The organism is candidate division KSB1 bacterium, assembly GCA_024655945.1.
Lineage (GTDB): Bacteria > Zhuqueibacterota > Zhuqueibacteria > JANLFK01 > Oleimicrobiaceae > Oleimicrobium.
Map to the genome: position 1 here is coordinate 363,639 of JANLFK010000001.1, position 24,419 is coordinate 388,057.

Annotated in this window: 18 protein-coding genes; 7 read left to right on the forward strand and 11 right to left on the reverse strand. The window is 61.5% G+C overall.

Annotation, left to right across the window (positions count from 1 at the left end; genetic code table 11):
* Positions 1–63 precede the first annotated feature (63 nt).
* Positions 64–2,430 (reverse strand): alpha-amylase family glycosyl hydrolase, encoded by a 2,367-nt coding sequence (locus tag NUW13_01535; protein ID MCR4437710.1) that lies wholly within the window; start codon positions 2,428–2,430, stop codon positions 64–66.
* A 12-nt stretch (positions 2,431–2,442) separates the two neighbouring features.
* The gene (locus NUW13_01540) at positions 2,443–3,918 is read right to left on the reverse strand and encodes a UDP-N-acetylmuramoyl-L-alanyl-D-glutamate--2,6-diaminopimelate ligase (GenBank protein MCR4437711.1); all 1,476 of its coding nucleotides are present in this window, start codon (positions 3,916–3,918) and stop codon (positions 2,443–2,445) included.
* Between the two features lie 461 nt (positions 3,919–4,379).
* On the opposite strand from NUW13_01540, the gene NUW13_01545 reads away from it, so the two are divergent.
* From NUW13_01545 to cobO, 3 genes are read left to right on the forward strand one after another with little or no spacing between them, the layout of a single operon-like run.
* Entirely contained in the window at positions 4,380–5,159 is a 780-nt protein-coding gene (locus NUW13_01545; protein MCR4437712.1) for an electron transfer flavoprotein subunit beta/FixA family protein, read from the forward strand.
* 29 nt (positions 5,160–5,188) lie between these two features.
* Positions 5,189–6,172: an electron transfer flavoprotein subunit alpha/FixB family protein gene (locus NUW13_01550; protein MCR4437713.1), complete on the forward strand. Its 984-nt coding sequence runs from the start codon at positions 5,189–5,191 to the stop codon at positions 6,170–6,172.
* A 9-nt stretch (positions 6,173–6,181) separates the two neighbouring features.
* The gene (cobO, locus tag NUW13_01555; GenBank protein MCR4437714.1) at positions 6,182–6,718 is read left to right on the forward strand and encodes a cob(I)yrinic acid a,c-diamide adenosyltransferase; all 537 of its coding nucleotides are present in this window, start codon (positions 6,182–6,184) and stop codon (positions 6,716–6,718) included.
* An 887-nt stretch (positions 6,719–7,605) separates the two neighbouring features.
* On the opposite strand, the gene NUW13_01560 is transcribed toward cobO, so the two are convergent.
* The 3 genes from NUW13_01560 to NUW13_01570 form a co-directional block, all read right to left on the reverse strand.
* Complete coding sequence (locus NUW13_01560) at positions 7,606–8,985, reverse strand: NADP-dependent malic enzyme (protein MCR4437715.1); 1,380 nt, start codon at positions 8,983–8,985, stop codon at positions 7,606–7,608.
* Between the two features lie 361 nt (positions 8,986–9,346).
* Positions 9,347–10,591: a DUF1343 domain-containing protein gene (locus tag NUW13_01565; protein ID MCR4437716.1), complete on the reverse strand. Its 1,245-nt coding sequence runs from the start codon at positions 10,589–10,591 to the stop codon at positions 9,347–9,349.
* A 33-nt stretch (positions 10,592–10,624) separates the two neighbouring features.
* Entirely contained in the window at positions 10,625–11,536 is a 912-nt protein-coding gene (locus tag NUW13_01570) for a GNAT family N-acetyltransferase (protein ID MCR4437717.1), read from the reverse strand.
* A gap of 209 nt (positions 11,537–11,745) precedes the next feature.
* Between NUW13_01570 and efp the strand changes: the two genes are divergently transcribed.
* Positions 11,746–12,303 (forward strand): elongation factor P, encoded by a 558-nt coding sequence (gene efp, locus NUW13_01575; protein MCR4437718.1) that lies wholly within the window; start codon positions 11,746–11,748, stop codon positions 12,301–12,303.
* 34 nt (positions 12,304–12,337) lie between these two features.
* On the opposite strand, the gene NUW13_01580 is transcribed toward efp, so the two are convergent.
* Positions 12,338–13,804 carry a C69 family dipeptidase gene (locus NUW13_01580; protein ID MCR4437719.1) on the reverse strand — a complete coding sequence of 489 codons (1,467 nt, stop codon included), beginning with the start codon at positions 13,802–13,804 and terminating at the stop codon, positions 12,338–12,340.
* 364 nt (positions 13,805–14,168) lie between these two features.
* Here NUW13_01580 and NUW13_01585 point away from each other — a divergent pair, with 364 nt between their 5' ends.
* From NUW13_01585 to NUW13_01595, 3 genes are all read left to right on the forward strand, one after another.
* Positions 14,169–15,263: a site-2 protease family protein gene (locus NUW13_01585; protein ID MCR4437720.1), complete on the forward strand. Its 1,095-nt coding sequence runs from the start codon at positions 14,169–14,171 to the stop codon at positions 15,261–15,263.
* A 435-nt stretch (positions 15,264–15,698) separates the two neighbouring features.
* Positions 15,699–16,952 carry a histidinol-phosphate aminotransferase family protein gene (locus NUW13_01590; protein ID MCR4437721.1) on the forward strand — a complete coding sequence of 418 codons (1,254 nt, stop codon included), beginning with the start codon at positions 15,699–15,701 and terminating at the stop codon, positions 16,950–16,952.
* 39 nt (positions 16,953–16,991) lie between these two features.
* Positions 16,992–17,948, forward strand: a complete 957-nt coding sequence (locus NUW13_01595) for a CDP-alcohol phosphatidyltransferase family protein (GenBank protein ID MCR4437722.1) — start codon at positions 16,992–16,994, stop codon at positions 17,946–17,948.
* On the opposite strand, the gene NUW13_01600 is transcribed toward NUW13_01595, so the two are convergent.
* From NUW13_01600 to NUW13_01620, 5 genes are all read right to left on the reverse strand, one after another.
* Positions 17,940–18,974 (reverse strand): flippase-like domain-containing protein, encoded by a 1,035-nt coding sequence (locus NUW13_01600; GenBank protein MCR4437723.1) that lies wholly within the window; start codon positions 18,972–18,974, stop codon positions 17,940–17,942. The two genes, NUW13_01595 and NUW13_01600, sit on opposite strands and share 9 nt — an antisense overlap.
* Positions 18,975–18,977: 3 nt before the next feature.
* On the reverse strand, positions 18,978–19,718 hold the full coding sequence (locus tag NUW13_01605) for a phosphocholine cytidylyltransferase family protein (GenBank protein ID MCR4437724.1): 741 nt from the start codon (positions 19,716–19,718) through the stop codon (positions 18,978–18,980).
* A gap of 491 nt (positions 19,719–20,209) precedes the next feature.
* Positions 20,210–20,941 carry a SagB/ThcOx family dehydrogenase gene (locus tag NUW13_01610; GenBank protein MCR4437725.1) on the reverse strand — a complete coding sequence of 244 codons (732 nt, stop codon included), beginning with the start codon at positions 20,939–20,941 and terminating at the stop codon, positions 20,210–20,212.
* Positions 20,942–21,023: 82 nt separating this feature from the next.
* On the reverse strand, positions 21,024–23,030 hold the full coding sequence (locus tag NUW13_01615; GenBank protein ID MCR4437726.1) for a S9 family peptidase: 2,007 nt from the start codon (positions 23,028–23,030) through the stop codon (positions 21,024–21,026).
* A gap of 83 nt (positions 23,031–23,113) precedes the next feature.
* Positions 23,114–24,418, reverse strand: coding sequence for an aminotransferase class V-fold PLP-dependent enzyme (locus tag NUW13_01620; protein ID MCR4437727.1), 1,305 nt, complete (start codon positions 24,416–24,418; stop codon positions 23,114–23,116).
* Position 24,419: the final 1 nt, after the last annotated feature.

Consider the following 24,419-nt stretch of genomic DNA (forward strand, 5'->3'; position numbering starts at 1 on the left):
GCGTCGTCCTTCGCTTCCACCATCCAGAGTTCTCTGCCCGAGTACGAGCCACGGAAATCCGGGTCATTCGCCGGAGGCTCGTCGCAAAACCATCCCCGAAGTCGGCGGCACCTTCACCAGCCCACGCACGGGTGGACCGAAAGGTTCCAGGCCAGCTGTACGGTGGTCCACCACGGTCCACCATGTCCCTTCCGGCAACGCCATGGCAGCTTCCTGCTGCGGGTCCCCGTTAAGCACTACTACAAAGTCGTGGCTGTCGCCCAGCCAGCGGCCGTCGACCAGGTAGCCGAAGGAAAAGAGCAGCGGTCCGTTGAAGAAATGGATCTCGTCCTTGCTGGCGCGCCGAAAAGAGGGATGGGCCTTGCGCAGGGCGATGAGGCCACGGTAGTAGTCCACCAGCTCGCGATTGATGTCCGCGTGCCGATAGTTTAAATAATTGGTCTCGTCGTCTTTGTTGTAGCTGTTGTGGTCGATGGTGCCGCAGCGTACGTCAGGGAGGTCGCAGCGGGCAATGACCTTGCTGCGCGCAAACTCCTGCCCTTCGGCCATCATCACCATGCCCTGTGAAGTGAACAAAAACAGCGCCCCCAGCTTGTTCAGCCGCATCTGCCTTTCGGTGAGCCGGGCGTGAGCATCGAGGTCTACCACTACATCGTCTTCGCGGACGTCGCCGTTACCTATGCGCACAAAGTCGCCGAAGGTGTGGTCATCGTGGGACTCCAAGTAGTTGACTGCATGGGCGGGGTCAAGGTAAAGCCCCCCTTCCGAACGCAAAGTGCCGAGCACGTAGTTCTGAATGGTGTGCAAGTTGTTGCCGCCTTGCCACTTGCCAAAGATGAAGCCCAGCCCATCGTAGGGATTCTGCCCTTTGACGCCGTTCCGTATCTGGTCGTTCCAGGAGGCCCAGCCGCGGTCGGAGAAGCCGGCCAGCTCGTACTTGCCCATGCCCCATGCTTCGGCGATGAGAATGACGTCCGGGTTGATGCCCCGCGCCTCGGCGATTATCTGCTCGCAGGTCTCCCAGTCGATAAGCGCCGCCAGATCGAAACGAAAACCATCAATGTGGTACTCGGTCATCCAGTACTTGACGCTCTCGATGATGAGCCGGCGCGCCATGGGGCGCTCGGTCTTGAAATCGTTGCCGCACCAGCTCACTGAGGTAAAGTTTTGGTCGTCGTCCAAGCGAAAATAGTACTTCTTGTCGATGAGCTTGAAGCAGTTCCACTCGTACTGGGCCACGTGGTTGTAGACCACATCCAGCAGGACCGCGATGCCGGCTTTGTGGAATGCCTTGACCAGCTCCTTGAGTTCCCGTACCTGCCGGCCATCGATGCCACAGTACCGTCCAGGCTCCATGGTGCCGCCGGTGGCGTAGTACGACTCAGGGGCGAAAAAGTAGGAGGTCATGTACCCCCAGTGGTTGCGGGCATAAGGGTTCCAGGTGTTCGCCGGCAATATGGTGGGGTCCTTGTACGGCGGCTCCATGTTGGCAAACTCGTGCACTGGCAGCAGCTCCACCGCGTTCACCCCAAGGCTCTTGATGTAGTCGATACCCCCTGGTGCCCCCGGGTATGCTAAGCCGAGGTAAGTGCCGCGCAGCGCTTCGGGCACGCCGGAGCTCTGGTGGGCAGTCATGTCGCACACATGTAGCTCGTAAATGATGAGGTCACGGGGCGAGACCTTCACCCAGGTGTCGCCCTCCCAGTCGAAATCGTCCTCAGGAAGGATGAGTGCCTTGCCCGGGTGGCGAAAGTGATTGAGCGTGACCACCGCGCGTGCATAGGGATCGACAATGTGCCGATGGGGATCAAACATCTCGGTGGGACTCTGCGGCCCGGCTACGCGATAGGCGTAGTACTTGCCGACGCACGGCTCTTGCACAGTGCACTCCCACACACCTTGGCTATCGCGATGCATGCGGTACTCCACGCCGCGCTCTTGGTCATGGCGTTCAAATAGCTCCAAAGTGACCTGGCGAGCGCGGGGCGCAAAAAGGCGAAAGGTTGCCTTCCCCGCTTGCACCTGACAACCGAGTGGTTTGTCAGAGTAGAACTGGTCCAGCACGCCGTCGGGCTGGAGTTCCCTCTCACCGGCGCCGCGCACGCGGAGGGTGTAGGACTCGGTCAGCTTGAGCGGAGCTGTCGTCAGGAAGACTTTGCGCCCCTCCTGCCGAACCCCCTTGATCTTGGTAGGCGGTGAAATCTCGATGTCAGCCGCGCGCAGATTGGGCGCATCGAACCCCAACATGAATTCCACTGTGTCCAGGCGCTGGATCTTTGCCCATACGACACCCTGCCCTGCCTGTTCCATGCTGTCCTCTCCTGCTGCCACCACCGACGTAGTCAACGACCAGGCCACCAGCGCTGCACTGCAACGGAACCAGACAGCTCTGGCTCCGGGGCTTATCACCCTCCACCTTCTGCCTGGCATGCCGGGCCCCTCCTAAGCCGCGAGTTCATCCAGCAACTCGGCGGCAACCTCGGCGTCGTTGAAGGGCACCGTGCGGTCCTTCAGCGTCTGGGTGGACTCGTGCCCCTTGCCCAGCAGCATGACGATGTCCCCGGGCCGTGCCTGCCGCAGCGCATAGGCGATAGCCTCGCGCCGATCAAGGATTACCTTGTGTGGCACCGCGTCCATCCCGGCGACGATCTCCTCGGCAATCTGCGCCGGGTCCTCATTGCGCGGGTTGTCTGCAGTGACGACCACCAAGTCGCTCATCTGGCCGGCAATTCTGCCCATGATGGGGCGCTTTTCCTTGTCGCGGTCACCGCCACAGCCGAACACCGTAATCACCCTGTTCGGCTGCAGAGAGCGGGCTAAGGTCAAGACGTTGGTCATGCCGTCAGGCGTGTGCGCATAGTCCACTACCACGGTAAAATCCTGGCCCCGTTCGATGAGTTCGAACCTCCCGGCCACGCGAATTGGCCGCTCCAGTCCCTGCTTGATCGTCTCAAGATCGAACCCCTGGCTGAAGGCCGCGCCGGCAGCAGCAAGGGCGTTGTAGACGTTGAACATGCCCAGCAGGCGCATGTGCACGGGAATCGTACCGGCCGGCGTGCAGAGCTGGTACTCGGTCCCTCGCACCGAAAGGCGAATGTCCCGCGCCATCAGGTCGGCTGGCTTCCCTACGCCGTAAGTCAAGACGTTCGCCCGCGTGGCCTGGATGAAATAGTCGGCAGACGGATCGTCCCTGTTCACCACGGCATGCTTGTCCGCTGCCAGCCATTCGAACAGGCGCATTTTGGTGCGCCGGTAGTTCTCGATGGTGCCGTGATAGTCAAGATGGTCCTGCGTAAGGTTGGTGAACACTGCCACATCGAACTGGCAGCCGTCCACGCGATGGAAGTCGATGCCGTGGGAGGAGACCTCGAGCACGCAATAGCTCACCTTTTCGTCCACCATACGCCGGAAGATGGCATGCAGGTCCGGCGGCTCAGGCGTGGTGTCCTTGGATTGGTGAATGACCCCGTTGATCTTGTAGTACAAGGTGCCGATCAGGCCGACCCCCGTCTTCTGCAGGAGGATGCTCTCCACGATGTGGGTGGTAGTGGTCTTGCCGTTGGTTCCGGTCACGCCGATGAGCTTCAGTGGCTGCGAAGGGTAGCCGTAGAACTTGTTTGCCAGCAAGGCGAGCGCGGCGCGGGAGTCGGTCACTTGCACCTTCACTGCGGGCGTCGGCACATGCTGGTCCCTTTGCACGACCACCACGGCGGCGCCTCTGGCCACAGCCTCGCCCATCTTGTCGTGCCCGTCAGGGATTTCTACTTTGTCCTGTTGCGTGTAGACATTGATCGCCACAAAAACAGCGCCCGGCACCACCCGGAGCGGATCGTAGACAACAGCGGGAACTTCCAGGTCGGGAAGAGCAGGCAGCCCCTTAGCCTCGGGAAGGACAGAGAGCAACTCACTGAGACGCATCAGTAGCAGATTCCTCCAATTGCCACACCATCTTCTGGGAAGAAGAACCGGCTGACCACCCTGCCCCTTGCCGGCCCGCGTGGGCAGAAATATAGCAAATCCAGGACAAATTGTAAAGCTCTTTGTTACCTGGTTGCTGCAACGGCTTCGGGCAGCGCACGCTGCTCGCCTCCTATCCCAGGGGGGAAAGTCAGGCTCCTTTGTGCCGCTGCCCATTCCTCTCTGGGAGATGCCCCTTCGTGAGGCAACTCTTACGGACACAAGCTGATTGCGACCTTGCGCCCTGGGCACCTTTCCCTGAGGGACCGCACCTCGCAGTACGAACTTCAGGAGCCGATCGTAATCATCAGCAAAGACCAAGCTGAGCTTCTCGCCTGCCCAGATTCCCATTGACATTTTGCGGATTTGTTGTATCTTTAAGCATTCAAACGTGTGGACTGAGCAACGGCGAGGTAACGGAGATGAACATTGTCGTCCTGGTGAAGCAAGTACCGGATACAGAAGCGGCGGTGCGGCCGGATAGCAGTGCGCCGGCACGCATCGTCGAGTCGGGGATCAAGTTCATCGTCAATCCTTACGACGAGTTCGCGGTTGAGGAGGCCATCCGCATCAAGGAGGCCAAAGGGGGCCATGTGCTGGTGGTGACTGTTGGGCCGCCACGAGCCGAGGAGGCCCTGCGCACCTGCATCGCCATGGGCGCGGACGATGCCATGCGCATCGACGACAGCCAGCTTCCTGAGCTGGATGCCCTTGGCCGCGCGCGACTGCTGTCCAAGGCGATATCGAAGTCGCCATTTGACCTCATTCTCTGCGGCAAACAGGCCATCGATGACGACCTTGCGGCAGTGGGCACCTTCGTGGCGGAGTTCCTTGAACTGCCCCACGTGGCGGTGGTCACCAAGTTGGAACTCGCCAATGGCAAAGCAATCTGCCGCAAGGAAATCGACGGCGGCGCGCAGACGGTCGAGCTTCAGCTACCGGCGGTCATTACTGCGCAAAAGGGTCTCAATGAGCCCCGCTATCCGGCGCTGCGTGGCTTGATGCTCGCCAAGAAGAAGGAAATCGCAGTCGTCACCCCTTCGTCTCTAGGAATATCGGCAGAAGAGCTGCGCCCCTCCTACAGGGTGCAGCAGCTGGAGTCGCCCCCGACCCGCGGCAAGGGCAAGATCCTGCAAGGCGAACCAGAGACGACTGCGGTTGAGCTGGTCCGTTTGCTGAGAGAAGAGGCCAAAGTATTCTGACGTCATGGCAAGCGATCGGAGGACGATAGATGGCACAGGATGATGTTCTGGTCTGGGTTGAGCTGAAAGACGGCGTGGTTCGGCGGTCCTCGCTGGAGGCAATCGGCGCGGCAACTCAGGTCGCTGCGCAACTCAACAGCAGCGTGGCGGCAGTTGTGGTCGGCAACGCTGACCAGCAGACCCTGAAGCAACTGGGTGATGCGGGCGCGTTGCGGGTGTACAGAGTGGAAGGCGCCGATTACGTCCAGTTTGAACCCTGCCGCTATGCCGACGCGCTCCAGGCGGTGGTCAAGCAGAGCTCGCCTGGGCTCATCCTCATGGCGGCCACGGCCCTTGGCAAGGACCTCTCGGCGCGTCTGGCGGCGAGACTGCGCTCAGCCTTAGCCACCGACTGCATCGCGCTTGAGGTCAATGATGGACAGATTAGCGTCGTGAGGCCGGTGTACGCCGGCAAGTTGCGCGCCAAGGTGATATTGTCCGGCCCTTCGCCCATCGTCACCGTGCGCCCCAACACTTTCCCAGTACCAGCTGCACAGACGAACCGCCAGCCAGAGGTAACAGGCGTGACGCCCGAAGTGAGTGCGGTGTTGCGCAAGGTCGCCCTTCGCGAGACCGTCTATTCCACGGGCGAGATGCCCGATGTCTCTGAGGCAGACATCGTCGTTTCCGGGGGCCGCGGCATGAAAGGCCCGGAGAACTTTGCCATGCTCGTGGAGCTGGCGAAGTTGTTGGGTGGCGCGGTGGGCGCGTCGCGTTCCGCAGTGGACGCCGGCTGGATGGACCACCAGCACCAGGTTGGACAGACCGGGAAGACCATCTCTCCCAATCTCTATATCGCCTGCGGCATCTCCGGCGCCACGCAGCATTTGGCTGGCATGTCTTCTTCGAAATGCATCGTGGCCATCAACAAAGACCCCGAGGCCAACATCTTCAAGGTTGCCGACTATGGCGTGGTAGGCGACCTGTTCAAAGTCGTCCCTCTGATGACCGCAGAGATCAAGAGGCTAAAGTAGGCCACTGCGGTGTCCCCTCGGCTATCACATGGTTACCTGCAGGTCTACACCGGCGAAGGCAAGGGGAAGACCACTGCCGCCATGGGGTTGGTCTTCCGTGCGGCAGGACACGGCCTGCGTAGCCACGTCATCCAGTTCATGAAAGGCGACATTCGCTACGGAGAGATAGCCGCCGCGCGCCGCCTTGGCGGGCTGGTGACGATCACCCAGATGGGCAGATCGAGCTTCGTAGACAAGAATAACCCAGACCCGGAGGATGTGCACTTAGCGGGCCAGGCCCTCCGCCTGGCCCAACAGTCGCTGAGCTCAGGGGAGTTCGATCTCGTGGTCCTCGACGAGGTGAACGTCGCGCTCGATTTCGGGCTCATCGCCGTGGAGGACGTGCTGGCCCTCATCGCGACAAAGCCGCCGCACGTGGAGTTGATCCTCACTGGCCGCAACGCCCCGCAGGCGATCCTCGATGCTGCCGATTTGGTCACAGAGATGCGCTGCCTCAAGCACTACTATGACCGCGGGGTTGCCTCTCGCCGGGGAATCGAACTCTGAGGAATCTGCTTTGCGACGGGGCAGACCCAAGTTTCCGTCCCGCGCTGAACACCCCTGAGAGTCGCCTGTGAGGACCATCCCGATGCATAACTGCCGGTAGCTCCCTCGTCCTGCCTACCAGTTCCTCATCTGCGCTGCGCACCCCGTCTTGGGAAGACCTCATAGCAAAGTCGGGGTCGTCATCGGCGGTGGTATCGCCGGCTTGAGCGCGGGCATCTGCGTGCAGCCCTGCGGCTACGGCTGCACCATCTTTGAGATGAACAAGACCCCGGGGGCCTGTGCACTGCCTGGAACAGGGCCAGTTACACCATCGACAGCGGCGAGCGTCTCGGCTTGTCGGGTCGAGCCCGGCGAGTCCCCTTCACCAGCTGTACGACAAGGTCGTCCACCTCTGCCAGATGCATTACCTCCACTCTTGCGAACTTCCACGGGGAGGACGCGGAGGGCAAGCAGCTCGTGTTTTTCACCGATGTCGACGGGCTGGAGGAAGAACTCTTACAAAGTCCCCGAGGACGGAGGCGTGGTCAAAGCATTTGGCAAGGCAGCCAGAGACCCCACGCGCTGCGAGCTGCCGGTGCCTGTGACACCCGAGCTCATATCTTAGCGCCATGGGCTGACGGATTGCAAAGACGCTCCCCAGTCTTGATGGCCTCGCCATGGCTGGGCTTGGGTGGAGCCAGGTGGCCTGCCGCCGGCCTTGCTCTGGTGAAGGAATGTGGCGCAGTTGATCTGCCAGCGCCACGCGGCCCTCTCCCGGCACACGACCCGTATCGTAACCGCGCCTGCAACAAGCTGTCCACAAGCAGGAAGCGCCGCGCCTCGCACCTTGACGGTGAAGCGCACGGCGCTTCTTTCTCCGTAGGTGGCCGCTGGGCGCAGGCGGGGAACTACTTCTTGGACTGGATTACCTCGCCATTGAGCGCAGGGGCCTCGGGTATGAAACCCTGCTTCATGAGCATCTGCACCTCTTCCCGCGCGCGTCGTATGGTGGCAGAAGCCTTCTCAAAGGCCTGTTCTCGGCTCAGTTTGATGCGCGCCACACCCTGCTCGATGGCCTTCTGTCCCACGGCCACGGCCTCGCGCGGGTAGACCTCCCACTCGTCCATGGTGGGGATGATGTACTCCTCGTGCAGCCCTTTGTCCTCCGCGCACTTGGCCAACTCGTAGGAAGCGGCAATGCACATCTCGTCGGTGATGGTGCTGGCGGCAACGTCAAGCGTGCCGCGGAAGATGCCTGGGAAGCCCAAGGAATTGTTGATCTGGTTGGGAAAATCCGAGCGCCCGGTGGCCACGATGCGCGCGCCGGCCTCCTTTGCCTCCCACGGCCAGATCTCGGGGATGGGATTGGCGCACACGAACACGATGGCGTCCCGGCTCATCTTCGCGATCGACTCTTTCTTGATCACCCCTGGCCCGGAGCGCGACAGGGCGATGAGCACGTCGGCCGCTTCTATCCCCTCCTCGAAGGGTACGTCCACCCCTTCGGCATTGGTCTGCTCGCACAGATGCCACTTCTGCGGCTCCTCGTGGATGAACTCGGTGCGGGACTTGTTCAGAGGGCCTTTGCTGTCGTAGACGATCATCCGGCCGGGATTGACGCCCACGTGCATGAGCAGGCGAGCCACCGCCACATTCGATGCGCCGGCGCCATAGAGCACGATCTTGAGCTGATTGATCTTCTTGCCCACCAGCTTGACGGCATTGATGAAGCCGGCCACGGTAACGGCCGCAGTCCCCTGCTGGTCATCATGCCAGACTGGGATGTGGCACTCCTGGCGCAGACGGTCCAGGATATAGAAACACTTCGGCTTGGCAATGTCCTCGAGGTTGATGCCGCCAAAGGTGGGCTGCAAAATCTTCACCGTGCGGATGAACTCCTCGGCATCCTTAGTGTCCAGGCACAAGGGGAAGGCATCGACCCCGCCGAGGTACTTGAAAAGGATGGCCTTCCCTTCCATGACCGGCATGCCCGCCTCTGGGCCGATGTCGCCGAGACCAAGCACGCGCGTGCCATCGGTGATGACGGCCACCAGGTTGGCTTTGTTCGTGTATTCGAGAACCTTCTCCGGGTCCGATTGAATGGCCTTGCACGGTTCAGCCACGCCGGGCGTGTACCAGATGGCGAAATCATCAAAGCTGCGGATGCAGCACTTGGGGACGATCTCGATCTTGCCCCGGTAGAAGGGGTGAAGTCGCATTGCCTCTTTGGCCGGACGGTATGCCTTCGCCAACAACTCATCGGTGTTCAGCTTCTTCGCAGTTGCCATCGTTCTGCCTTTCTGTTGTGACACCTACCAAGCCAAGAACCCTCTTCCCCCAGCTCGTGGGCCAAATAGAAAAAGCAGGCGCGCTGAAGCCTGCCTACACTCTCACCCGGTCGTGGCTTCTCCCATTTTCGCACGCCTCTGGACCGCGCTCGGCTGCAGCATCCTCGCGGCAAGCCGGCCCCCCTTGGGGCGCCCTGGGTGTCAGCTTCCCCTTGCGGCACCCGATCCGTCGCGCCTATGATGGCCGTCTATTATACCAAAAAAATCTCTAAAAGTCAAGGTGAAAACCACTTTTCTTATGCGCGCCTTGGGCGGCTCTACGGGCCAGGGACGCAAGCAGGCAATACCTTTCGCATCGCGGCTATCGGTAGAGCAGGGACTTCTGGCGAACTTTCATAAAGTCGTCCAGCGCCGGCTGCCATTGGCGCATGATCTCCTGGGCGCTGTGCCCCTCTAGGAGGGCCTTGCGAACCTTGTCGGTGCCCATGGCACGGTCAAAGCTATCCGGGCGGTAGCGGCTCCGATCGAAGAGGTCGACCTGCGGGTAGAGCTTGCGCAGGGCCGCCAAAATGTGCATTTGCGTCTCCATCGGCCGGAATGCTCGGGGGTCGGTTATGTGAATCTGTACGCCATGAAGCTGCTTGTCCTTGAACCGAAAGTAGTAGGGACGGAAATACTGCGGGCGGAAGACCACGCCAGGCAAAGCCTGGGCATTGAGATGGTCTGCCAGGGCCTGGCCATCGGTAAACTCGTCGGCAACAAGCTCAAAGGGGAGCGTGTAGCCCACTCCCTCGCAGATCCCCAGCTCGCCAAGGCAGCCAGTGGCCGGGTAGAAAAGGGCGGTCTCGGCGTGGGGGATGTGAGGAGAGGTCGGCACCCAGGGCAACCCGGTATCCGCAAAGAGCATATCCCGTCGCCATCCCTCCATAGGCACCACCGTCAGCTCGCAGTTGATGCCAAACTCACGATTGAAAAGCATGGCCAGCTCGCCCACCGTCATGCCGTAGGTGTACGGGATCGGGTAGCGGCCGATGCCCGATTCGAACCCATGCTCCAGAACCGGGCCTTCGACCAGCAGCCCACCCACGGGGTTCGGGCGGTCGAGCACCACAAAAGGGATTTTTTGGGCAGCAGCCGCCTCCATGGACGAGGCCATGGTGTAGATGTAGGTGTACGTGCGCGAGCCTATGTCCTGGATGTCATAGACCAACACGTCCACGTCCTTGAGCATCTCGGCAGTAGGTTTGCTGCGGCGGCCGTAGAGACTGTACACTGGCAACCCAGTGCGAGCATCGACAAAGTCGCTCACCTGCTCTCCGGCGAAGACGTCGCCGCGCACGCCATGCTCCGGGCCAAACAGGGCAACCAGCTTCACGCCGGGCAGCGCATTAAGCACGTCGATGGTCGATTTCAGAGTGGAAGTGACCCCCGTGGGATTGGTAATCAGCCCGACGCGTTTGCCGCGAAGCAGGTCCTGGCGCTTGGCAACCAACACCTCCACACCTGGCTTGACGCGGGCCGGAGCAGAGCACACCAGAGAAGAGCCCATCAAGGCCCCTGCTGCTGCCAACACGGACACCTTCCAACCTCTTGTTCCTCTACGCACGGAAAACCTCCTCGTTTGCCTCCGGATGGAGCGCTACTTCAGCTCCTTTGCGTACCGCCAGAACACACGGTACACGTGGGCGTTGCAGTAGTGCATGTAGAACGGAATCGGTCCCACCCAAGGGATGGTGGAGAACTTGTGCCCTTGTTTCTGCATATCGCGCAGGCACCGCTTGAGCAGAATGCCTCCTACGCCTTTGCCGCGGAAGACTGCCCTGGTGCCCATGGGGCCAAACCACCCTGTGCCCACGTTGTTCGCGTCATAGGCGGAAAAAGCTTCGATGCGGCCGTTAAGGAGCGCCACGTGCAGACGGATCGGCCGTCGCGAGAGCGTCTTGTGCACCTCCGGCACCCACGCGGCCCACTCGCTGCGCAGCAACTCCTCCACTTGCGGCCAGTCTTCTGGTCGCGCCCGCCTGATTTCGATGCCCTGCTTGGCGAGCTCGCGCTCCTCTGCGACGGTGTCGAAGTTCTGTTTCTGCAAGTCGGCCTTCAGGTGCGAGGTATCACCCACCTTCTTGAAGCCGCGACGCTCCAAGAAGCAAATGGCCTCGGTGTAGGCCAATGGGTCGATGCCCGGCTGCAGGTAGTTTACGGGACAGTCCATCACCTGCAGCCTGCTCACTCCGCAGCCCCGCAAACCTTCTTCCACCGACTCCAACAATTGTGAGGCTATGCCGCGCCGGCGCCATTGGCGGGCAACAGCGAAGAGTTTGATCCAGCCCCTGGCGGTGTCACCCATGCTGCGCCGCGTGACGCCCATCATAAAGCCTACTATCTGGCCTCCCTGTTCGGCGAGCAGGGCAAGTTCCGGCTCAAAATCGGGATCCTCCCACACCTTCTCCTCGAGGAGGCCCTTGTTCAGGCGATCGGCGCGCACCGCCCGGTTCCAGAATTCGAGAAGCACCGGAAGGTCCCGTTTGGACAGCTGACGAATAGTCAACATCGCTCCTCCTCAGTTTCAGCGTTCACAGGCATTCCCATGGGGGAGGCATGCCGGCAGCGGGCGTCGTCTCTCTGCCACCCGCACGACAGCGTTTTTCGCAGGAAAAACGCTCACGAACCTCTTGCCTTTTCCCTGAAGATTGTATACATTTGGCTGGGCAAGTAAGTGAAAGAAACAGCTCACCACTAACCTGGAGGTGCAAAGGGCTTATGTCGTCCATCTCCGATTTTCGCCGCGGCATGGCAATCCGGTTCGCGGGGGACATTTACATCATAACCGAGTACCAACATGTGACTCCCGGCAACTTGCGCGCCTTTGTGCGCACGCGCCTGAAACATGTCAAGACCGGCAGGGTGATTGAGAACACTTTCCGCTTCACCGACAAGTTGGAGGAAGTGCGGCTCGACCGTAAGGACATGCAGTTCCTCTATCGGGACGGCGATCACTTCGTGTTCATGGACCCAGAGACCTACGACCAAGTCACCATCGACGCCGATTTCTTGGGCGATCAGCTCGCCTTCCTGAAAGAAGGCAACACAGCGACCATCCTCTACCACGAAAATCGGCCCATCTCTGCCGAGTTGCCCATCACGGTCGACTTGGAGGTGACGCAGGCCGACCCGGTTGCGCGCGGCGACACGGCGGGTAACCTGACGAACACCGTGACGCTGGAGACGGGAGCGCGCATCCAGGCGCCGCCCTTTGTGAAGGCGGGCGACGTCATCCGTATCGACACGCGCACCGGCAAGTATCTGTCGCGCGTGTGAGCAGCATTGCCCTCTTCCACCCTGTCGCGCGACCTCACTTCATCTGGTCAAGGAGTTGCCTGGCCAACTTCCAGACTTTCAGCGCCAAAGCGGCCGTGGTGTCGGTGAGCATCTGCTCAGCCTTGGCAGGCGACTCCTTATGGACCGCCAGGCAATTGGCCTCAAAGGTTTGCTGCACCCTGAAGATGTCCTTGTCCACCGAGTCCCAGACCTGGCGGACCTGCCGCAGACGTGGTGCAAAGTCGATGTCCACTTTGTCGGCAAGCGTCGAGAAGGCAACAAACGCGGTGTTCTCTGCCGTCAACCCCTGCCAGTGCGGCTTGGCAAGATGCTCACGAAGCGCCGTCGCATAGTCGTCTGTCGCATAACCTGGGGGGATGCTCTGCACGCCTGCGTACCACGGCACGAACGCTTGCACATCCGGGCGACGAGGCGCCAGGTAGAGCACTGCCCCCAGCGGGATGGGCAGCCAGGAGCGCAAGTGGGCCACAAAGCCAAACTGCGTGGATGGTGCACAGATGGTATGGTCGCCCAGCCGATGAGGGCTGCCTTTCTTGTAGCCCTGACTCTTGTCCAGTTCGGTGCCCTCAAAGTGGTCACGTAGGACGAGCATCAGCTCCTGGATGGTGACCTTTTTCTTCGGTCGACAGGCGAAAGGAAACTGCGCATCGAGCGAATACGGACGGTCGGCGAGCAGATTGACGCCTCGCCACATGCGGTGGACGTTGCTTGGATGCTGGAGCTGGCTCGGCTTGGAGTAGGCTCTGGCAAAATGGAAGGCGCCGTCGCGCTCCGGCTGGTACCAGCCCCGCTCGCGCGCATAGTCGATCAGGTCGGAACAGCCAAGGAAGTTGAGGGTGTCGGCGAGGTCCACCTGGCCAATGGTGTAATAGTTGGGGATGACGGCCACCATGTCGTCGGGCACCCGCTGGGCTACCCAATGCTTGCCGCGCACCACAGCCAGCAGCCATCCCTCCTGAGGGTCGGCGATGACGTAGGTACGGCCGCTGGAGGCATAACCGAACTGCTCAACCAGGGCCCCTGCCAACTTGACTGCCTCCCGTGCAGTGCGCGCCCGTTGCGCCACCACATGGCGGAGCCAGTAGCCGATACCGCCGCCCAGCACCTCGCCCTGCTCTTCCCGCGAAAGGCAGGCATCAGAGGCGACCACCACACCCCATTCGTTCAAGAAGCAGTCGGCAAAGTCCATCCCGCGCATCTCCAGCCAGAGGTAGCCCCACGTCTGCCGGGCCTGCGCCAGCTTTGCACCAGGGGAAAGAGTCACCGTTTCTTCGGGCGCATGCTGCAGGCGGGGGACCTTGTAGATGTTGACCAGCTGACGGCCACCATCGTCTTCGTTGTGGGCCACCAGCACGGAGCCGTCAGCAGAGGCGTTCTTGCCGACGACAATGGAAAAACAGCTATGCTCGGCGTTCCGGGCAAGGACAAAGGACACCCAGAGGAATACAAGGGTAAGGACGAGCAAGGGACGTAGCTTCATGCCAGACCTCCGTCAGACGTGTGCTTCTGGCTGGATTGCACTAAAGCGAGCTGCGCGTATTATGTCAGTGGGCCACGCGCCCTTGCTGCGCGGGTTCGCGCGGCTGGCCGGCTGCTTCTCGGTTCTTTCGGCAATGGCGAAGACTGCTCCCCCACGCATGCATGCTCCGGCACGCTCTCATCAGACAAAGGGCTCACGGCGTGTTGCTGGACCCCGGTGCTCGCAGGCCGACTCGCTGCCTCAAATATATGAAGATGCCGCTCAAAATCAAGGAAAAAGTACCGGCAGCGCCAGAAACCGGGGAGCGAAACAGGAAACCGGGGGCTTCATCTAATGCATTGGACTTTACCAGGAGGTGACGAAGATGAAATGGTCGTTGAACATCGGCTCTTTTCGTGGCATTCCCGTGCGGATTCACACCACGTTTCTTCTCATCTTAGCATGGGTGGCGTTCAGCTACTTGCGCCAGGGTCACAGTTTGAGTGTTGCCGCCGCCGGCGTGGGGTTTGTGGTGGCCATTTTCCTCTGCGTGGTGCTGCACGAGTTCGGTCATGCGCTGGTGGCGCAGAAGTATGGCATTCGCACGCGTGATATCACCCTGCTGCCCATCGGGGGCGTGGCGCGCATCGAGCGCATGCCCGATGACCCGCGGCAGGAGCTGTGGCTGGCCGCGGCCGGGCCGTCGGTGAACATAGCAATCGCCGCCGTGCTGTTCATCATCCTCAACGCCACCACGGCCTTGGTCCCCATGAGCAAGCTGACGGTGACCACCGGCCCCTTTGTGCAACGGCTGCTGCTGGTCAACCTCTTCCTGGCCGGCTTCAATCTGTTGCCGGCGTTCCCCATGGACGGAGGACGGGTGGTTCGCGCGCTCCTGGCCATGCGCATGGACTATGCCCGTGCCACCCATGTGGCCGCCTCCTTGGGGCAGGGGATGGCGCTGCTGTTCGGCTTTTTGGGAGCCTTCTTCAACCCGTTCCTGATTTTCATTGCCTTGTTCGTCTGGATAGGGGCTGCACAGGAATCCAGCGTCACCAGTCTGCGCACCCTGTTCAACGATGTGCCTGTGAGCAGCGCCATGCTCACCGACTTCCGCACCCTGCACCCGGACGACACCCTGCAACGCGCCGTAGACCTCATTCTGGCCGGCTACCAGCAGGACTTCCCGGTGGTGGTTGACGGCTCGGTGGTCGGGATTCTCTCGCGCACCGACCTGATGAGCGCCCTTGCCGAGCACGGACAAGACTATCCAGTGGCGCAAGCAATGAGCAAGGAATTCGAGGTGGTGGAGAGTTCGGACATGCTGCAGAACGCCATGGCCAAACTGCAGGGGTGCAAGTGCCACATTATGCCTGTGCTCAAAGCTGGCACGCTGCGCGGGCTCCTCGCACCGGAGAACATCGCGGAGTTCATGATGATTCATGCGGCGCTGGAGAAAGCAGTGAGCCGTGCCCGATAAGCAGGCTTGGTGAGCTTGACCAGGCCCGGCTTGCTTATGCCGGGCCGTTTTCGCTCTCAACCCATAGGCGAGGGCTGGTGCAGCATGGGAGCGTAGCGGCGGAGGGCCCGCCCGCCGGAGCCCAGTCTCTGCCCGCCAGAGGTGCGGCTCTCGGGAGCTTACGGGAACGAAGTGCGAAGGCCCAAGCCCTTTTTCCGAACAGCGCTGGCCCTGGCGACGTGCAGCTGGCTGCGATTCTCTTAGTGGCCTGTCCACCCCCGCGAAGAGATGCTGAGGCGGGCGACGCCGCTGCGACAATGTGGCACCTGATCAGGCCGCGGAATATTTCCCTTGACAATTTCGTAACATAGATGTAAATTTGCCAGCGTTTTTGGGCAGTTGCAGGAGTGCAGCGAGAACAGAGCCTGAGGACGAGCATCCAACAGGGAGAGCATCGTGGGCAAAAAGCGTGAGTCGCCGCAAACCCGAGACATCCTGCTTGACAAGAACGAGAACAAGTACGGCCCCTCACCCAAGTGCATGAAGGTGCTGCGCAGTCTGCACAAGAGCTGCCTTTCGGACTATACCAGGGACGATAATCGCGGCCTGCGGCACCTGCTGGCAGAGCGATTCGACGTCGCCGTCGAGCAGGTACTGCTGGGCTACGGCGCCGAGGACATCTTGAAGCAAATCTTCGAGCTGGCGCTCGGGCCTAGCCAGACCGTGCTGTTGCCCAGCCACGGCTGGTACTATTACGACCAGCTTTGCGACGTCCGGAAGTTGGAGAAGCACACCTACCTCATGTACCGACATGGGCGGCAATTCCTCTACGACTACGAGTCGCTGTTGGAGCAGTTCGTGACCCTGCGCCCCCGTCTGACCGTGGTCTGTTCACCCAACAACCCAACCGGGTCAACGTTCGCCCCCGGCCACTTCGAGTCCGTGCTGCTGAGTTCCCATCCCGAGCAGGTTCTGCTCTACGATCAGGCGTACGCAGGGTTTGCCTCTGGCGAGCAGCCGCCCATCAGCAGGTGGCTGCAGATCTACGGCAACCTGATAGTGCTCGGCACCTTCTCCAAGTACTACGCGCTGGCCGGGGCGCGCATCGGCTTTGCCTTGGTCAGCAAAGGGCTTCCCGAGAAATTGGGCCTCACGGAGCGCTTGCTTGGCTTCAGCCAGGTGCTCGAGCAGTTAGCGATCGCCGCCCTCGACTCCGACAAGTACTACCGCTCAGTGGCCAAAAAAACGCGTCGCGACCGCACGAAACTGATCGAGAAGATCAACTCGCTTCCTGGATTCGTCGCCTTCGACTCCGAAGCAAACTTCTTCCTGGCTGAGTACCCACCTCATGCCAGAGAGCTCCTCACCGAGGAGCTGGCCAAGAGGCACCTCAAGATCAAGTTCATCACCGATGCACCTGCGTTTCGCAACATGGTGCGCATTTCGATTGGCAAACAGGAGCATACGGCTCTCCTGGTGGGCGCCCTGGACGCGGTGGCCAGGCGGATGGCGTTGCGTCGCCATGTGCTGCGCACCATCAACGCCATGGTGCTACGCCGGGCCATCGTTGCGGTGAGCAAGGCACCGCGTGTGCCCGTTTCCCTGCTCAACCGCTACGTGATCCGTGGGGTACCCGTCACCCTGGTAACTGCTGCGGTGCGCAAAGTGCTCGGCCAGGAATGCTCTCCAGGCCAAAGGCTTCCGTCTTAGAGGTTTCGCCACCCGCAGGAGGTCCGCCGAGCGAGTGCGATGAGGATTCGTGAGCTTTTCTTCCGCTCCCTCAAGCCAGTGGAGACCGAAGAGCCGCTTGACCTGTTCGTGAACCGCCCGCTGGCTTTCGTGCTTGCGCTCCTTCTGCGTCCTCTCCCGATTAGCCCCAACATGGTGACGCTGGTGGCCATGCTCGCGGGTGTGGCCTCCGGGCACCATTTTGCCCAAGGGACCCGCAGCAGCGCTCTCTTGGGCGCCCTCTTCCTGATGGTTGCCAACGTACTGGATTGCACGGACGGGCAGGTGGCGCGCCTGCGCGCTACGAGCTCCCGGCTGGGCAAGACCTTGGACGGGCTGGCCGACATGGTCGTTTACGTGGCGATCTTCGCGGGGGTAACGACCGCGATGGTGCGACAATCCGGCGCCGTGACGTGGTGGTGGACGTACGCCGCCCTGGCCGGGCTGAGTGTGATAGTCCACATCACTTTCTTTGACTATTTCAAGAACGAGCTCATCTTCTACGCCATTCCTTCCTACCACGAGAAACTCGAGCCAATCGCCAAGTTGCGCGCGCAGCGGGCTGCGTTGGGCTGTGGCTGGACGGCAAGAATCCACCGAGTTCTCCTCACCCTCTACATCGGCTTGTACCAGTTCGAGCGCGCGCTCACCAATTTGGCGCAGCCGAAGGGCTACGGTGGCTACCTGGAGTGGTATCAGGCAGAAAGCGGCGTGACGAGTGCGGTCAAGGAGCGATTCCGGGCCGACTATCGCCGGCACCAACAACTGCTCGTGCGCTGTTGGACGCTCATCGGCTCCACAGGCCACCTCACCGTGTTCCTGCTGGCCGGTCTGTGCAACCGCCTGGATCTCGTCTTCTGGGTCATCTGCGGGCCGTTCAACCTGTGGACGGTGCTGATCGCCCTGCTGCAACGCCTCACTTTGGCGCGCCAGCTCCGCCTGGCCATGGAGCCGGACCAGACACACCCTTCAGCCTGATCGAACATTGCCCTCTCGGGACAACAATGCGTCCGAATGGCTGGCGGCCACCCCTGCCCCCATGGCGGCAGGGAGGTATTGGTAGAAGAGGCGCCAGAGCACGACCGCCACACCCAAAAGGTGCGTAGGAACCGCCGCCGAGTAGACAAGCACGAAGAGGGCCTCCCCGAGCCCCGAGCCGCCCGGCGTGGGGAGGAACGACAGCAGGAAGATGAGCAAAGCACTGAGCGCTAACCCTTGCAGAAGGCTCGTTGGCAGAGAGAGCGCGCGCAGCACGGCCCAAAGGAGGAGCACTTGGGTGACGTAAACAAAAGCACTGCAAAGAAGGACCCAGCCCAATAGCACGGCGTGCGCACTGAAGAACCGCCGGAAACTGTTGCGAGCATGAAGCACATGCCGGTTGACCCTCTGCTGGAAACGCCTTTGCCGCCGCAGCACGCCGATCCTGCTCAACACCTTGCCAGAGACCCCACCAAGCCCCGCCGAGACGCGTGGATTGAGAAGCGCGGCCACCGCCAGCGCCGACAGCCCCAGGAAGACTATGGCTGTGGCCAGCATGACGCGACGGATTGCTGGCTCCTCTGTGACGAGGTGCCCGAATGACAGGAGCGAGAGGAGGGCGCCCGAGAGAACAAAGAAGCCAGTTGCGAGGAGCCTGGTGAGTACCACGGATGCTCCCCTGCCTGAAGGAAGGCGCTGCTGCCGGAGGAGGTAGACGATGGCCACATGGCCCCCGGTGCTGAACGGTGTGACCACGTTGCCAAAGACGCCAAGAACCCCCAACTTGCAACCCTGCCAGAAGCCAATTTTCCCATCCGCCGCTCGGACCAGGAACATAATCCTCGCGCCATCCAAGGCAATCCCGGCCAGGCCGAGCATGAGCAGCAAGCCGATGTACGACGGCCTGATCTGTGTCAGTGCCACAATCGTCTTACGGCTGCCGGTGAACACGAAGATGAGGACAATCGCGGCTATGCTCAACGCCAGCGAAAGGAATAACCTGCGCAGGTAACGGGGGAGACCCATGCCTCACTCCACGCTGCACAGGCCTGCGGCGACCTCCCGGGCGTGGCGATAATCTTCGAGCGTGTCGATCTCCACGCACGCCAGTGGCGAGATGTCCAGCCCATAGAGGCGCATGCTCGCCTCGATGACTGCCTGGAAAGAGGCCTCGTAGAACTCCTGCGCGCCTCTTCCCCCATCCATCCGCCGTCCAAGTTCGGCAAACAGAGCGCGGGCAAACTGTGCACTGAACTTCTCGATGCCAATAGACTCTCCTGATGCGCTCTCCACTCTCACCTTCTTGCTGATGGTCTGGACGAGCCCTTGGGGGTCGAGAACCACCTTCATATCCTCTTCTGACCAGTGGCCGGCGGTGCGAACGGCCAGGGCGTCATGGTGCCTGAGGCCCAGTAGCATGGCGAGAATGCGTCGGTCAAAGAGAATATCTGCGTCCAGAAGGAGAAATGGCCCGCGCACAGCCTCGCGGGCCAGCCACAGCGAATAGGCGTTGTTGGTGGTGGCAAACCTTTCGTTGTGCACCCAGCGCACCTGCAGGCCTGGGTAGTGCTTTGCCATGTGGGCGCGGATCTGTTGGGCACAGAAGCCTGTCACCAGCACTAACTCGTCCGCGCCTGCCCAGAGCAAGTTCCTGACGGTGGCGTCGAGTACAGTAGTCCCATCGGCCACCTCGAGGAGGCATTTGGGTTTGTTGTCCGTCAAAGGCCTGAGGCGTCGTGCCTCGCCTGCGGCCAAAATCACTGCCTGCATGCACCTCACTCCGTTACTGAAGACTGCCGGACCCCACGACGATCCATGCCACTCCACGTGCAATTGACCAAACTGCGGAGCCCCTTCGCTCCACCTGAAAAAGCAGGCGGCCAACTCCACAAAAGACGCCCGCACGCGGCGCCGCTGCTCTTTCTACCGCGTAATGAACGCTCTGTTTCTGTCGCGCAGGAATTCAGTCTTGGCACAAGGGGCTATGTCGGCGCATGGCTTGGGGGACTCCCGCCCAAGCGGGCACCCGCCCTACCCCTCTGACCAACACCGCAACCACAGCCGCCACAGCGTCTGCACCCACACGCCAGGGACGCTCGGGCGCCGCGCGCCCTCCCCCCTGCTTAGCCGTCCGCGGGCACCACTGCGACCCGAGGGGACCGGGCGCTCGCTTGGCAAGGCGCCGCCTGCCGCGATTGGCACCTAACTCTCACGTGCGCAAGAAAAGGGGCCCCGTGCCCCGGCCAGGTAGAAGGGAACGCCTACTTCTTCCCCACCGGCATGATGTACAGCGGCTCCTCGTCCGATTTCAGGCCCATGACTTTCCTTACGGCTTCGTCGTCGAATGCGCCCACTGCACAGGTGCCTAAGCCCAGTGCCTCCGCCTGCAGATAGACGTTCTGCGCCGAGTGGCCGAGGTCCATGCACACATAGCGGGCCCGGCCGCGCTCGCCGTACTTGCCGGTGGTGCGCGCAAAGACTGCCGAGTAGACCAGCACCGCCGGCGCCTTGGCGATGAACGACTGCTCCCAGGCGGCGTGTGCCAGCTCGTTGCGAGAATCACCAGAGGAGACCTTTCTCAGGGCATGTCCCTCGGACTCATAGCGGTAGATGCCCGGGGCCAGGCGCGCCACCTCTCCCACGACGACATAGATCTCGAGCGGATACAAGGCACCTGCCGAAGGAGCGGTGCGTAGCCCCCCACGCAGGAATGCCGGTAGGGGCATTTCTTTGGTGATTCCGTACGCAGCCCAGAGCAATTGACCGAGCTCATTGATGGTGAGCGGCTCCGGCCGGTAGCTCCGCACGGAGCGCCGCTGGCGGAGCGCCTTTTCCACAGAACAATCGCTGTCAAAGCGCGGCGCCGGCAACGAAATGACCGCCTGCCCTTCACCCATGCGAGCTGCCTCCTGCTTTGCCGTCTTTCCCCCTCCGAAAGCCAAGGGGACAACGGAAACGATCCCAGCCACCAGGAAAATCGACCAGAGTCTCATGCAGCACCTCCTTCCGGAGGCCGTGGGCAGCCAAGCCGCCTGGCCCCCTGAGGATTTCTCCCACAGGTCCCGAGAAGCAACCCTACTCCTTGCACCACTGGTCCAACCACTCTATGACCGTTTCATGCCAGAGGATGGAGTTGTGGGGCTTGAGCACCCAGTGGTTCTCATCGGGAAAGTAGAGCAGCTTGCTGGGGATGCCACGGCGTTGCAGGGCATTGAAGGTGCCCAGCCCCTGGGTCTCCGTCACGCGAAAGTCCAGGGCACCGTGGATGACCAGCATCGGCGTCTTCCAATTCTTAACAAAATTCACCGGGTTGTGCACCTCGTAGCCTTTCGGGTTGTCCCAGGGTGTGCCCACATGGTCCCACTCCGGGAACCAGAGCTCTTCGGTATCGAAGTAGGCCATGCGCTCGTCCAGATTGCCGTCGTGGCAAACCAGGCACCGGAACCGGTCCGGCCAGTTGCCGGCAATCCAGTTGATCATATAGCCGCCGAAGGAGGCGCCAAGCGCCGCCACACGGTCGCCATCCATCCAGGGGTAGCGTTTGAGGGCTGCGGCCAAGCCTTTTTGCAGGTCAACCAGCGGCTTGCCACCCCAGTCGCCGCGAATGGCGTCGCAGAAGACCTGCCCGTAGCCGGTGGATCCATGGAAGTCGACCATCACTGCCGCATAGCCCGCGCCGGCGTAGGCCTGCGGGTTCCAGCGGTAGTGGAAGTGGTTGCCAAAAGACCCCTGCGGCCCCCCATGAATGAGGAAGGCCACCGGGTAGCGCTTGTTGGGGTCAAAATCCACCGGCTTCACTACGTAGCAGTACACCTTCTCGTCGTTCCACCCCTTGAAAGTGAACTGCTCATAGTCGCCCATGCGCGTCGCTGCCACCTTCTTGGCATTGAGCGCCGTGATAGGCTGCGGGTTGCTGCCGTCCGTATTGACCACGTAGAGTTCAACGGGCGACCGCAGGTGGTCCAGCCCGTAGACGATCTGCTCATCTGCCACACCCGGCGAGCTGACCGTGCCCTGCTCGACAATGGTACGCACTTTGCCGGAGGAGACATCCACCGCAAAGAGCGAGCTCTGACCCAGATTGGCGGCAGTGGCATAGAGGTACTTACCGTCCTTCGACCAGCAGAGCGAGTTCGGCGAACGGTCCCAGCTCTCGGTCAACGCTTTCGCGCTTCCCTCCGGCCAGGGGCGCAGCATGATGCGAAAGCGATCGGCCTCGTAGCCGGGCCGCGACATAGCCAAGTAGGCAAGCGTCTTGCCGTCGGGCGAAAAGACCGGCGTGGTATCCCAGGCGCGGTTGTCCGCAGTCAGGTTGCGTGGCGGTTCAGAGCCATCGATCGGCACGTAGAACAGGTCAAAGTTCGTCGACCATGCCTCTTCGCGTCCCACGTTCTTGGCGGTGAAGACCAGACCGCCATTGTCCGGAGCGAAGGCGATCTCCTCCGGCCCGCCGAAAGGACGAGACGGCGTATCCGCGTCCATGCCGGGCATCAGCTCGCGCACCTCGCCATCTTTGATGGACATGACGAACAAGTGGGAACGACGCCCGTCCTTCCAGGTGTCCCAGTGGCGAACGAGCAGACGCTCATAGACGCGGCCAGAGGCCTTTCGCGCCGCGATGGAATCCAGCCTGCTCTTCGTGCACTCGACGCTCTGGCAGTCCGGAAAGACCTCCATGGTGAACGCCAGATACTTGCCATAAGGCGATACCACCAAATTGGCGACGTCCAAGGGGAGGTGCGTCCTTTGCGTTGCCTCGCCACCGGAGACGGGGATCACCCAAACCTGCGCCGAACCAGAGCGCGTGGAGATGAACCAGATGTACTTGCCGCAGGAGGACCATCGCGGGTTGTAGTCCGAGGCCGGGTGTGTGGTGAGGCGACGCAGGCCGCTGCCATCGACTCCAACCATCCAGATGTCGGTGCGACCACGGTTGGCTTCCAGGTCGGTGGTGCGCACGGTGAAGGCCACCCACTTGCCGTCGGGCGACACTTGGGGCTCGGAAATGCGCTCCATAGCCAGCATGTCGTGGACTGAAAACGGGTGGGTTTCCTCCTGAGCAACCCCGAAAGTGCACAGCATCGCCAGCAAAGCTGCCACCAACACCAAGTACATACGCTTCTGCATAAGGAATCCTCCTTTCTTTGCCTGCGACCTTGCCTGCCTCACGATTTGGGCAGCCCTTGCTTGATCACTCGTTCCACGGCGTCGCAAAAACGGTCGATTTCCTCCAAGGTGGTGTAGATGCTCGGGCTCACCCGAATCCCTTCGAACTCCTGATGTTTGATGCCCGCCACGAGGATGCGGTGCCTGTCCCACAGGTGTTGCGCCAGTTGACCAGAATCGATCCCCTCCACCTGAAATGTGCCGAGCCCACTGGCGACGCCCGGCTTGGGGCTCGTGTGCAGCCGCACACGCTCGTGTTCGGCCAGCCGCTTCGCCCAGCGGTCGCGCAGGTAGATGAGCCGCGCTTCCTTGCGCTTCGGCCCAATGCCCTGGTGCAAAGTCAACGCCTCCGCAATCGCCAGGTAGGGCGCTGCAGGGTGGGTGCCGATCTCTTCGAACTTGCGGATATTGTCGTCCATATCCGCAGGAGCCGCCATCAACGGCCACAGGCTGCGAATCTTGGCGCGGCGCACGTACAAAAAGCCGGTGCCGTGGGGCGCACAGAGCCACTTGTGCAGACTGGTCGCGTAGTAATCGCAATCCAGATCGGCGTGCGTAAAGTCCAGGTGCGCAAAGGCGTGCGCACCATCCACAATTACCGGCACCCCCTTGGCTCGCGCCATGTGCACGATCTTCTTGACCGGGAGAATCTGGCCGGTGAGGTTGATGACGTGGTAAATGAGAATCGCCTTCACCCGAGGGGTGAGGTGTTCTGCGAACAAGGAAACGATCTGGTCCGGATCCTCCGCAGGCACAGGGAGAGAAATCTGCCGCAACACGATCCCTTCGCACCGCTCGCGCTGCCTCCAGGTAGTGAGCATGCGCGGGTAGTCCTGGGTGGTGGTCAACACTTCGTCCCCCCGTTTGAGGTCCAACCCGAACTGGCAGATCTGCAGCCCTTCCGAGGCGTTGCGCGTGAGGGCCATCTCCTCCGGGTCGCAGCCAAAAGCCGCCGCAAGCTGCCGTCGTACAGGTTCGCGCTGTGGCTCCAAGACTTGCCACATCGTGTAGCAGGGAGCCTGGTTGCCAAAGTCCCAGTGTCTTTTCAGCGCCTCCATTACCGTGGCCGGAGAAGGCGAGACCGCCCCATTGTTGAGGTTGATCAGTGTGCGGTCCACCGCAAGGGCTTGTTGCACCTCGAACCAGAGAAGTTCGTCTGCCGCTGCCTGTTGCGGGGAGCCGGCATAACCGGCAAGGGCGGCTAACGCGCGTCGCACACCGAGAGGGTCCAGGGCGACCACGGCCGCTGCGGCTGCAGGAGCCGCCATTACGCCAAAGAACTCGCGGCGACAGTACATGTGCATT

Coding starts and splice junctions, on each gene's coding strand:
- NUW13_01570 (MCR4437717.1), bottom strand. CDS start 11,536: ATGTTGACTATTCGTCAGCTGTCCAAACGGGACCTTCCGGTGCTTCTC.
- NUW13_01615 (MCR4437726.1), bottom strand. CDS start 23,030: ATGCTGTGCACTTTCGGGGTTGCTCAGGAGGAAACCCACCCGTTTTCA.
- NUW13_01560 (MCR4437715.1), bottom strand. CDS start 8,985: ATGGCAACTGCGAAGAAGCTGAACACCGATGAGTTGTTGGCGAAGGCA.
- NUW13_01535 (MCR4437710.1), bottom strand. CDS start 2,430: ATGCCAGGCAGAAGGTGGAGGGTGATAAGCCCCGGAGCCAGAGCTGTC.
- NUW13_01540 (MCR4437711.1), bottom strand. CDS start 3,918: ATGCGTCTCAGTGAGTTGCTCTCTGTCCTTCCCGAGGCTAAGGGGCTG.
- NUW13_01585 (MCR4437720.1), top strand. CDS start 14,169: ATGAAATGGTCGTTGAACATCGGCTCTTTTCGTGGCATTCCCGTGCGG.
- NUW13_01580 (MCR4437719.1), bottom strand. CDS start 13,804: ATGAAGCTACGTCCCTTGCTCGTCCTTACCCTTGTATTCCTCTGGGTG.
- NUW13_01600 (MCR4437723.1), bottom strand. CDS start 18,974: ATGGGTCTCCCCCGTTACCTGCGCAGGTTATTCCTTTCGCTGGCGTTG.
- NUW13_01545 (MCR4437712.1), top strand. CDS start 4,380: ATGAACATTGTCGTCCTGGTGAAGCAAGTACCGGATACAGAAGCGGCG.
- NUW13_01595 (MCR4437722.1), top strand. CDS start 16,992: ATGAGGATTCGTGAGCTTTTCTTCCGCTCCCTCAAGCCAGTGGAGACC.
- efp (MCR4437718.1), top strand. CDS start 11,746: ATGTCGTCCATCTCCGATTTTCGCCGCGGCATGGCAATCCGGTTCGCG.
- NUW13_01620 (MCR4437727.1), bottom strand. CDS start 24,418: ATGCACATGTACTGTCGCCGCGAGTTCTTTGGCGTAATGGCGGCTCCT.
- NUW13_01610 (MCR4437725.1), bottom strand. CDS start 20,941: ATGAGACTCTGGTCGATTTTCCTGGTGGCTGGGATCGTTTCCGTTGTC.
- NUW13_01550 (MCR4437713.1), top strand. CDS start 5,189: ATGGCACAGGATGATGTTCTGGTCTGGGTTGAGCTGAAAGACGGCGTG.
- NUW13_01605 (MCR4437724.1), bottom strand. CDS start 19,718: ATGCAGGCAGTGATTTTGGCCGCAGGCGAGGCACGACGCCTCAGGCCT.